Source organism: Phytoactinopolyspora endophytica, from assembly GCF_004138495.1.
Taxonomy (GTDB): Bacteria; Actinomycetota; Actinomycetes; order Jiangellales; family Jiangellaceae; genus Phytoactinopolyspora; species Phytoactinopolyspora endophytica.
The window spans coordinates 30,516-33,070 of sequence record NZ_ML142865.1; the positions used below are offsets into that span (position 1 = coordinate 30,516).

3 protein-coding genes are annotated in these 2,555 nt (G+C 66.5%); 2 read left to right on the top strand and 1 reads right to left on the bottom strand.

The window, feature by feature from the left end:
• Both ELR45_RS26225 and ELR45_RS26230 read left to right on the top strand, forming a co-directional pair.
• On the top strand, window positions 1-274 hold a 274-nt coding region (locus tag ELR45_RS26225), incomplete at its 5' end, for a PTS sugar transporter subunit IIA (RefSeq protein ID WP_165368113.1).
• Between the two features lie 108 nt (window positions 275-382).
• Window positions 383-1,768 carry a hypothetical protein gene (locus ELR45_RS26230; protein ID WP_129668968.1) on the top strand — a complete coding sequence of 462 codons (1,386 nt, stop codon included), beginning with the start codon at window positions 383-385 and terminating at the stop codon, window positions 1,766-1,768.
• Between the two features lie 58 nt (window positions 1,769-1,826).
• Here ELR45_RS26230 and ELR45_RS26235 read toward each other — a convergent pair.
• Window positions 1,827-2,555 (bottom strand): PDDEXK family nuclease (locus tag ELR45_RS26235; RefSeq protein ID WP_205857301.1); only part of this gene is annotated, 729 nt, incomplete at its 5' end.

A 2,555-nucleotide genomic window follows, 5' to 3' on the forward strand; every position in this document is an offset into this window, starting at 1 on the left:
GGGACTGGCGCTGGCGCACGCCCGCCCGGAGGACGGGGTGAACCGGCTCTGCCTCGCCTCGACGACGCTGGCCGCGCCGGTGCGGTTCGGCCACGACGACAACGACCCGGTGGACGTGGTGCTCGCGTTCGGCTCACCAGACGACTCCAGCCATCTGCGCCTGCTGCAGGCGCTGGCCGAGCATCTGATGACCGGCCTCGCGGAGACCCTCCGGGCGGCACCGGACCGGGAACACGCGGTGGAAGCGCTCCGGGACGTGGTCCGCGAGATGTAGACGCCTTTCCATGATCATGAACAGTAACCGTGTACATGGCACGCTTTCTGTTCATGATCATGGAAAGGGGACGGTAGGAGCGACAGACGTGTACACAGGGAGGTCAGCGTGGCGCGCACGAGGGCAGGTATCGCGGTAGGAGCGGTGGCGTCGGCGGTGATGGTGCCGCTGGTGGCCACGACAGGATCGGCAGCCGAGCCTGTCACGGCAGAGCAACCGGAGCAGAACGCAGCGCCCGCGTCGCCGCAGGGCTGGCGGCTCGTCGAGTCGGAGAACTTCTCCAGGTTCGCGCCGCGGGACGACACCGGCTGGTTCCTCGACGACGACGGTCCGGACAGCCCGTACAACGTCGACCATTACGACAACGACGGCGAGTACTTCCGCACCTTCGGCGGCGACGCGTTCGACGAGCATCTCGCCGGGCTCGACCTGTACCGGCGTTCGTTCACCTTCGGCGAGGACGGCTGGCTCACGGCCGAGCTGGCCGCGCGTGACACCGACGGCACCGGGGTGGAAGACGAGGCGCCGAGCTTCGGACGCGAGGTGCTGCGCGGCGCCGGGCCGGCCGGACGGTTCGACGTGCCCACCCACCACGGCGGGGCGATCGTCCGGCCCACCGACGCGCTCCCGGAGGAGTACCGAATCGAAAGCACCCTGCGGACGGTGGACTTCGGCGGCCAGCGCGACGGCGAGTGGGACTACGACGGCAAGGTCAACGGCTACGAACCCACCGGCTGCAAGACCTTCTTTCCGTGGGCGGGCGGCACCAACTGGGACTACACGCCCGACGAGTGTGAGTGGTTCGACGTCACGCAAGACTCCAACGGCTTCTACTTCCTGTCGATCATGGACTACGAGAACCCCGCCCCGCACAACAACGTGTTCATCCACACCCACCGCAAGGTCGTGATGGACGGCTACAACCGGTACCAGTACACCGGTAACGGCCTGCGCTACTGCGACCCGGCCAGCGGCGAGCTGCAGCCCTACGAGTGGGGCAGCGGGAACGGTGTGAACATGCTGTTCATGACGCCGGACCGGCGCTACTCCGGTCAGCCCGGTACCGAGTACCTGATGCACTCCGAGTGCGGCACCGAGGTGGGCGGAGGCATCGTCAGCCAAGTGGACCTGATCCCCGAGATGATGCCACGGGAGAGCTACACCTTCGCCGTCGAGCGCCGCGACGGTGCCTACGTCCTCGAGGTGACAGGCAACTTCCGCAACGTCGGGCACCGAACAGTCCGGTACGAGCAGCCGTTCGACGACGGTGAGAACCCGATCTGGCACTACAACCAGGCGGCCGAAGAGTACGACGGGCGGCACGACGGCTCCTGGACGTACACGTCACCGGAGGGTGAGGAGTTCGTCGACGAGGACCTGTGGCCATCCGGCTCGGCGTATCCGGACTACTTCCTGATCGGGCAGCCGCACATGAACTACTACGAGGGCAGCGCCCACATCGACGACATCCGGCTCTACGTCCCAGCGACGTAACCCATCCCACCATGATCATGAACAGTAACCGTGTAAATAGCACGGTTACTGTTCATGATCATGAGAGCGGGCAGCCCGACGAGCATGGCCGGGGTGCGCCACGCCAACCTTGCTTGTGCAGGACCCCGGCCACCTCCGCGGCCACGTCGCAAGGTGTCCCGAACGTCTCAGCGTGCCCATAGCGCAGCGTCCAGAGGCCCTGCCGCGTGGAGCGGTTATCTCTGCGGCGGTCACGGAATTGGCCATCGCCTTCATGGCCGACCCGACCGTCCAGCTCGACCACCGTACGGAACTCCCCGTAATGGACGTCGATCCAGATCACGCGAGCAAACGAGTTGCGGCGCTGCCGGGTGCCTTTTGGCAGCCCGTGGGCCTGTTCCACGGCCCGTAGGTACTTCAGTTCCAGCGGCGACTGCGCTCCCTCGGCGACGTCGATGAGCATCGCCTCTAGCATCGGCCGCCATTTGATCTTCTTCCGGCGTGCCAGCGCAGCCGCCAGCCGTTCCGGCGTCGTGAGCCGCTTCTGGCAAGCCTGGGTAACCCACCCCGCGACCGCCCGTGGGCTGTGCGAGGTGTCGGTGAGATCGAGGACCGTATCGTCGATGCGTGTGCGTGGAGGGTTCTTCGATGGATGGCGGGTCTCGGCCAGGCGATGCGCGTAGTGGATGACCACGCCGTCGATTTTTCCTCTGACGCGCCGGCTGGCGTGCACCGTCACATGTATGCGGTGGTCAGTCTCGGTCGCCAGGTCGTCAAGCTCGGCGGCGGTCTGATGGCTGGCGACGGC